This is a genomic window from Streptomyces sp. NPDC058375 (assembly GCF_042723425.1).
GTDB classification, from domain to species: domain Bacteria; phylum Actinomycetota; class Actinomycetes; order Streptomycetales; family Streptomycetaceae; genus Streptomyces; species Streptomyces durocortorensis.
On sequence record NZ_JBHXJG010000072.1, the window covers coordinates 21,389 to 29,374 of the forward strand.

The window sequence follows — 7,986 nt, forward strand, 5'->3', positions numbered from 1 at the left end:
TCGCCCCCGAGGTCGAGAAGTAACTCCCTTTCCCCGCACCGGAGGTCGGACGATCCGGCCTCCGCGGGACGACCGGCCTCACCGGAACGGGTGGTTTTCCGGGGCGGCCGGTTGCGCGCCGTAGTGGCTCCCACCGGCGCATAAGCCCTCCGTGCGCGCCGCGTACGCCCCTCGTCGCGTTTGCCCCGCCTTGCCGCGCGATGCGAGAAATGGGCGGCGCAGGTGCGACGAGGGGAGCGTTACGTGGTGGGCGGTATCACGCTGGTGAAGGACGAGCCGGACGGCACGGGACCGGAGGGCTCGGATCCGGTCGGCGCGGCGGCGGCCGCCGGAGCCGCCGCACCGTCCCCGCCCCCGCCACCCCCTCCGGCCGGACCGGGATCCGGTCAGGTGGCGGCGGACATCAGCCCCCGCAAGGTCCGCATGGTCTTCCTCGGCCTGATGCTCACTCTGCTGCTCGCGGCGCTCGACCAGATGATCGTCGCCACCGCTTTGCCGAAGATCGTCGGCGAGCTGCACGGCCTGGAGAAGATGTCCTGGGCGGTCACCGCCTACCTCCTCGCCTCCACCATCGTCCTGCCGCTGTACGGCAAGCTCGGCGACCTCTTCGGCCGCAAGGGCGTCTTCCAGTTCGCCATCGTCGTCTTCATCATCGGCTCCGCCCTCGCGGGCTGGTCCCGCACGATGGACGAGCTGATCGCCTTCCGCGCCCTCCAGGGCGTCGGTGGCGGCGGCCTCATGATCGGCGTCCAGGCGATCATCGCGGACATCGTCCCGGCCCGGGAGCGCGGCCGCTACATGGGCCTCATCGGCGCGGTCTTCGGCCTCGCCTCGGTCGCCGGACCGCTGCTCGGGGGGTTCTTCACCGACCACGCCTCCTGGCGCTGGTGCTTCTACATCAACGTCCCCTTCGGCCTGGTCACCCTGGCCGTCATCGCGGTCGTCCTCAAGCTGCCCCGGCCCGCCGTACGCCCCCGGCTCGACGTCCTGGGCGCGGTGCTCCTCGCCGTCGCCTCCACCTGCCTGGTGCTGGTGACCAGTTGGGGCGGCACCGAGTACGCCTGGGGCTCGCGCACCATCCTCGGCCTCGCGGCGGGCGCGGCCCTCTCCACGGCGCTCTTCGTCGCCGTCGAGCACCGGGCCGCAGAACCGATCATTCCGCTGCGGCTCTTCCGCGACTCCGTCTTCAACGTCACCGGCTTGATCGGCGCGGTCGTCGGCGTCGCGCTCTTCGGGGCCGCCAGCTACCTCCCCACCTACCTCCAGATGGTCGACGGGGTCAGCGCCACCGAATCCGGGCTGCTGATGCTCCCGATGATGATGGGCATCGTCGGCGGCTCCATCGCCTCGGGCCAGCTCATCACCCGCACCGGCCGCTACCGGATCTACCCGATCGTGGGCGGCGCCGTCTCGGTGGTCGGCATGGCGCTGCTGTCCCTGCTGGAGGCGGACACCTCCCCGCTGGCGTACAGCTTCTACCAGGCCGTCCTCGGCCTCGGCATCGGACTGGTCATGTCCGTCCTCGTGCTCGCCGTGCAGAACTCCGTACGACCGTCGGACCTCGGCACCGCCACCAGCGCCAACAACTACTTCCGGCAGATCGGCGGCAGCGTCGGCGCGGCGATCTTCGGCACGCTCTTCGCCGGGCGGCTCTCCGACGCGCTCGGCGTCCGCCTGCCCAGCGGCGCGGAGCTGCCCGACCCCGAGTCGATCACCCCGCAGATCGTCCACGCGATGGAACCCGCGCTGCGCGACGCCTACATCCAGGCGTACGTCGACGCGATGCCGCGCATCTTCCTCTACCTCGTGCCGGTGCTCGTGCTCGGCCTGATCCTCGCCTTCTTCCTCAAGGAGAAACCGCTGGTGTCCCACCACAGCCCCGAAGCCGCCGCCGAGCCCGCGACCACCCAGATCCCCGCCGCCCGCGCCGACTCCGGCCGGCCCACCGCCTTGGGCCACCTCTCCGGCGTCCCGGTCCACGGCAGCGTCCAGCACCCCGACGGCACCACCGTTCCCCGTGCCGCCCTCACCCTCATCGACGTCCAGGGGCAGCAGGTCGGGCGCGGGGGCAGCGGCGAGGACGGGCGGTACGCGCTCAGCGTCCCCGGCGCCGGCTCCTACGTCCTCATCGCCGCCGCCGGAGGCCACCAGCCGCAGGCCGTCAGCGTCACCGTGGGCGAGCGCCCCGTGGAGCTGGACGTGGTGCTCGGCGGCGCCGGACGCCTGGCCGGCTCCGTCCTCACCCCCGACGGGGCCCCCGTCCGCGACGCGGCCGTCACCCTCACCGACGTACGGGGCGAGGTCGTCGCCTCGACGCGGACCGGCCGCGAGGGCGGCTATGTCATCGGCGAGCTGATCGCGGGCGAGTACACCCTCGCCGCCAGCGCCCCCGCCTTCCGCCCGGCCGCCCTCCCTGTCAGCGTGCAGGCCGCCCGCGAGACCCGGCAGGACATCGAGCTGGCGGGCGGGGCGGTCCTGCGCGGCGTGGTCCGGGCCACCGGCGGACGGCCCGTCGAGGACGCCCGGGTGACCCTGCTCGACGCGGCGGGCAATGTGGTGGACACGCTCACCACCGGGTCGGACGGCTCGTTCCGGTTCGTCGACCTGTCGTCCGGCGAGTACACCGTCATCGCCGCGGGATACCCGCCCGTCGCCACCGTCCTCCAGGTCGCGGGCGGCGGCCGCACCGAGCGGGACCTCCAGCTGGGGCACGAGGACTGAACCGTACGGGGCGGGGCCGACGGAGGCTCCGGGGGACGGTGCGGGCTTCAGGACCGAACCCGCACCGACTCCCGTACCGGGTCCTTTCGCACCAGCCGCATCAACGCCCGCGCCCCCGGGCTCAGGCTCCGCGCCCCCGGCAGCACCACCACGCTCTCGTACACCGGCCGGTGCGCGCCCGCCAGGTCCACCGCGACCAGCCGCGCCGCCTCCGGCTTGCGCGAGAAGTGGTGCGGCACCACCGCGATCCCGAGCCCCTCCTGCACCAGCTCCAGCAGGCTGTGCACGTCGTTGACCTCCAGGCCCACCGTCCGCCGCACCCCCGCCGCCGCGAACGCCTCGTCGGCGGCCCGGCGCGGCCCCCAGTCCGGGTGGAAGTCGATGAAGGACGCCCCCAGGAGCTCCTCCCACGCCACCTCGGCCCGCCCGGCGAACGCATGCCCCGCCGCGCACAGCAGCACCATCGGCTCCCTGGCCAGCGGCATCAGCTCCCCGCGCCACTCCGCCGGGCTGACCGTCGCCGCGAACGCCAGGTCGAGCCGTCCGCCCGCCACCCCGTCCAGCAGACTGCTGGTGCCCTCCTGCCGCAGCCGCAGCTCCATCTGCGGATGCTCCCGGTGGAACGCCGCCAGCAGCCGCGGCGGGCTCACCCCCGCCACGCACTGCTCGACCCCCACCGTCAGCGTCCCGCGCAGCAGCCCCCGTACGGCATCGACCGCGTCCCGCGCCGCCCGGGCCCCGGCCAGCGTGCGTTCCGCCTCCACCAGCAGCGCACGGCCCGCCTCGGTGAGCCGGACCGTACGTGTGGTTCGGCTGAACAACGGGGTCCGCAGCTCCTGCTCCAGCGCCCGTACGGAGGCGGAGAGCCCGGACTGCGAGACGGCGAGCCGCTCGGCGGCGCGGGTGAAGTGCTGCTCCTCCGCCACGGCGACGAAGTGCTCCAGCTGACGCAGTTCCATGATTGAGCAATCTAGGCGATGAATCCGAGCGGAATCTCCTGTTGGACTGCTGGATCCATCTGCGGAAGCCTGGTCCCCGTCCTCCTCGTCCCCCCGGATCTCTCCAGCGGAGCCTGCCCATGTACCTGCCGTCCGCCGACCGCTACTCCGCCATGCCCTACCGGCGCACCGGCCGAAGCGGTCTGCTGCTGCCCGCGCTCTCCCTCGGCCTCTGGCACAACTTCGGGGGCGACAGGACGCCCGAGACGCAGGGCGCCATCCTGCGCCGTGCCTTCGACCTCGGCATCACCCACTTCGACCTGGCCAACAACTACGGCCCGCCGCCCGGCTCCGCCGAAGAGACCCTGGGCCGCGCCCTGGCGACCGACTTCGCCCACCTGCGCGACGAGATCGTCATCTCCACCAAGGCGGGCTACCACATGTGGGAGGGGCCGTACGGGGAGTGGGGCTCGCGGAAGTACCTGCGCTCCTCGCTCGACCAGAGCCTGAAGCGCCTGGGCGTCGAGTACGTCGACATCTTCTACTCCCACCGGCCCGACCCGGACACCCCGCTCGAAGAGACGATGGGCGCGCTCGACTCCGCCGTACGGCAGGGCAAGGCCCTCTACGTCGGCCTGTCCAACTACTCCGCCGACCGGACCCGCGAGGCCGCCGCGATCCTGAAGGACCTCGGCACCCCGCTCCTCATCCACCAGCCCCGCTACTCGATGCTCGACCGCCGCATCGAGGACGACGGGCTGCCGGACGTCCTGGGCGAGCTGGGCGTCGGCTCCATCGCGTACTCACCGCTGGAGCAGGGCATCCTCACCGACCGCTATCTCAACGGCATTCCGGCCAGCTCCCGGGCGGCGGGCGCGAGCCCCTTCCTGTCCGCCGACGCCGTCACCCCGCAGCTGGTGGAGCGGCTGCGCGCGCTGGACGCCCTGGCGAAGGAGCGTGGCCAGTCGCTTGCGCAGCTGGCCCTGGCGTGGGTGCTGCGCGGCGGCCGGCTCACCTCCGCCGTCGTCGGCGCGAGCAGCGTGACCCAGCTGGAGAACAGCGTCGAGGCCGCCCGGAACCTGGACTTCACCGAGGACGAGCTGTCGCGGATCGAGGAGCTGCTGAGGGACGCGAAGACGGGCTGACGCCGGTCACGTACGGACAGCAGGTCAGGTGCCGGAGAGCGGGACGGGCGGTGCGGCCGGCAGCACATGGTCGCCCGCCTTGTCCGTGCTCAGGCACAGCGAGCACACCATGGCGTCGTGGGCCGGGCAGGCGGCCAGGTCCGGGCGCTCGAAGGTCTGCCGGCAGACGTGGCAGTCGTACGTGTCCGCGCTCGGGTTGCCCTCGGTGTCCAGTAGCGGCACCGGGATGCCGTCGTCGCTCCGGCGCAGGTAGTACCGGCCCCGGGTGACGATCGCCATGACCGGGGTGAGGAGGGACGCGATGACCACGGCGGCGACGGGGGAGTAGGGCTGGACCGTGTCGCCGAAGGCGTGGAAGTACATCGCGATGGACAGCCCGGAGGCGGCGGTGAACGCGGTCACGCCGACCGGGTTGACCGCGTAGAGCATGCCCCGGCGGAACTCCGGCGCGTGCGGGGACAGCTTCAGCAGGTACTTGTTGACCCCGATGTCGGTGGCGACGGTGACCACCCAGGCGATGGCGCAGTTCGAGTAGAAGCCCAGGATGCTGTTGAGGAAGCTGAACATGTCGGCCTCCATCAGGATCAGCGCGAAGGCCAGGTTGACCAGGACGAAGATCATGCGGCCGGGGTAGTGCTTGGTGACGCGGGTGAAGGAGTTCGTCCACGCCAGTGACCCGGAGTAGGCGTTCGTGACGTTGATCTTGATCTGGCTGATCACGACCAGGACCACGGCCAGCGGGACCACCAGCCAGGACGGCATCATCGCGTCGAACGCCCCGCGGAACTGCTGGATCGGCTCGGTCGCCGCGGCCGGTCCCACCTCGGAGAGGATGTAGACGGCGAGGAAGACCCCGATGGCCTGCTTGATCGCGCCGAGCACCACCCAGCCGGGGCCGGCCATCACCATCGCCGTCCACCAACTGCGCTTGTTCGCCTCGGTCTTCGGCGGCATGAAGCGCAGGTAGTCGATCTGCTCGCCGATCTGCGCGATGAGGGAGAGGCAGACGCCCGCGCCGAGCAGCACGGAGGCCGTGTTGAGGCTGCCCTCGCCGTCGGTGCCCGCGTAGGCGAGGAAGCTGTCGACCGTGCCCGGGTCGGTGGCGACGAGGTAGACCAGCGGTCCGACCATCAGCAGCAGCCATACCGGGGTGGTCCACACCTGGAGCTTGCTCAGCGCTTTCATCCCGTAGATGACGAGGGGGATGACCATGAGGGTGGAGACGGCGTAGCCGAGCCACAGCGGCAGCCCGAAGCCGAGTTTGAGGCCCTGGGCCATGATCGCGCCTTCGAGGGCGAAGAAGATGACGGTGAAGCTGGCGAAGATGACGCCGGTGAGCACCGAGCCGTAGTAGCCGAAGCCGGAGCCCCGGGTGATCAGGTCGAGGTCGATGTTGTAGCGGGCCGCGTAGTAGGCGAGCGGGAAGCCGGTGATGAAGATGAGGGCCGCGGCCACGGTGATCGCGACCAGCGCGTTGCCGGTGCCGTGGGCCATGGCGATCCCGGCGCCGATGGAGAAGTCGGCCATGTAGGCGATGCCGCCGAGCGCCGTGGTCGCCACGACCATCGGGGTCCAGCGGCGGTAACTGCGGGGCGCGAAGCGGAGGGTGTAGTCCTCCAGCGTCTCCCGCACCGCCTGGGGTCCGTCAGGGGCGGCGGGCGGTGCGGGGTCCGGTGGGGCCGGTTCGGCGAGGTGAGTGCGGGTATCCATGGCGGAGGACGCTAGGCAGTCGCGGTTTCCCTCGCGTACGGCCGGTGTGAAGGGGGAGTTACGGTATACCAACGGGGCGTCAGAGGGTGCGGGAGGGCTGCGGCCTCATGTCCGCCCCTCAGGGAGCGATGCCCACCCCGTCGATCCGGCCCCAGGCCCGCTCCTGCCCGGCGGTCATGGCGGGCCAGGTGAGCCCGCCCGGCCGGGGGAGCACCCGGGAGGCGTACGGGGACGGCCGGAACGCCGGATCGTAGAAGCAGCCCGTGCCGTACGTCCGGTCGAAGGCGGCGCACGATTCGGCCAGCGAACGCGCGGTGGGCTTGCGGCCGGTACGGACCCAACGGTCAAGTGCCGCAAGGGAGTTGGCGTACTCCGCGCTGCTCAGCCCGCTGTGCTCGCTCTCCCGGGTGAAGCTCTGCACGAGCCGGTGCTCCCGTCCCGCTCCCCGCAACGTGGCCCGGTAGGCGGCCTCGTGCTCCACGAACGCCGTGGGGTCGTCGATCGCGTGCAGGGTCAGGACGGGCAGGGACACCCGCCCGGTCAGATCGCTGTCCCACGAGAGGTCCCGCCGCGCGGCCGGATCCGCCGAGAACCGCTCCACGCCCGCGTTCAGCGCCCGGTCGTCGTGCGAGCCGGTATACCGCACACCCCGGTTGGAGAAGGGGTTACGTCCCCCCAGCCGGGTGGAGACGATGTCGCGGAAGGTGAACGTCGCGAACCGCAGATGGGATTCGAGGGACCGCTCCGGAATCCCGGTGACGGCCAGGATGTCGTCCAGGTTGCGCTGCTGGAGCGCGGTCCGTGCGGCCGGTTCGGCGTCGAACCCCGTGCACTCCCGCAGCCGGGCGCTGAGCCCGGCGGACGTCATCGTGGAGTCCGGCCGCAGCCCCTGCCACAGCGGGTACTGCGGCTCGGTGGGACGCGGATGGTTGCCGCAGTAGAACTGGTAGACCACGCGCAGGTCGACCCGGTAGTCGTAGCCGCGCGAGCCGCCGCCCAGGACGCCGTTGGTCAGCAGCACCCCGTCGTACGCCCCCGCCTTCCGGCCGTACGTCTCCGGCTTCGTGGCGTACGCTCCCGGCTTCGTGGCGTACGTCCCCGACTTCGCGCCGTACGTCTCCGCGACCTTGGCGGCCACGTTCCCGCCCCAGGACTGGCCGTGCAGATAGGTCCGCTCCGGCTTCCCGAACCGGTCGACGAAGACCCGGCGCACGCTCTCCGTGTCGGCGGCCGCCATCCGCGTCCCGTAGCCGCCGCGCCGGTAGGAGGAGCCCGCCCAGGCGTACCCCTCCTCGACCATGACGGCCCAGCGCTCCAGGTCCTCGGTCGAGCGGGCCGGGTCCGATGCGTCGCCCAGGTCGGGCCCGCCGTGCGCGTGCACCACCAGCGAGCCGTTCCAGCGGAGGGGGACGGCGAGCGCGTAGTGCGCCCCGTTCCCGTCCTGGCCCGTGTAACACCGCGCCTTTCCGGCC

The 7,986-nt window shown here is 72.0% G+C and carries 5 protein-coding genes; 2 read left to right on the forward strand and 3 right to left on the reverse strand.

Going from position 1 to position 7,986, the window contains the following annotated elements:
* Positions 1-243: 243 nt before the first annotated feature.
* Positions 244-2,721 carry an MFS transporter gene (locus ACFWM7_RS14755; RefSeq protein ID WP_383260187.1) on the forward strand — a complete coding sequence of 826 codons (2,478 nt, stop codon included), beginning with the start codon at positions 244-246 and terminating at the stop codon, positions 2,719-2,721.
* Between the two features lie 47 nt (positions 2,722-2,768).
* On the opposite strand, the gene ACFWM7_RS14760 is transcribed toward ACFWM7_RS14755, so the two are convergent.
* Positions 2,769-3,680 (reverse strand): LysR family transcriptional regulator, encoded by a 912-nt coding sequence (locus tag ACFWM7_RS14760; RefSeq protein WP_383260189.1) that lies wholly within the window; start codon positions 3,678-3,680, stop codon positions 2,769-2,771.
* Between the two features lie 119 nt (positions 3,681-3,799).
* Between ACFWM7_RS14760 and ACFWM7_RS14765 the strand changes: the two genes are divergently transcribed.
* A complete protein-coding gene (locus ACFWM7_RS14765) occupies positions 3,800-4,804 on the forward strand; it encodes an aldo/keto reductase (protein ID WP_383260191.1) in 1,005 nt (334 codons plus the stop codon).
* A 24-nt stretch (positions 4,805-4,828) separates the two neighbouring features.
* On the opposite strand, the gene ACFWM7_RS14770 is transcribed toward ACFWM7_RS14765, so the two are convergent.
* Together ACFWM7_RS14770 and ACFWM7_RS14775 are read right to left on the reverse strand one after the other, a co-directional pair.
* The gene (locus ACFWM7_RS14770; protein WP_383260193.1) at positions 4,829-6,514 is read right to left on the reverse strand and encodes a purine-cytosine permease family protein; all 1,686 of its coding nucleotides are present in this window, start codon (positions 6,512-6,514) and stop codon (positions 4,829-4,831) included.
* 118 nt (positions 6,515-6,632) lie between these two features.
* On the reverse strand, positions 6,633-7,986 hold a 1,354-nt coding region (locus ACFWM7_RS14775; RefSeq protein ID WP_383260195.1), incomplete at its 5' end, for a hypothetical protein.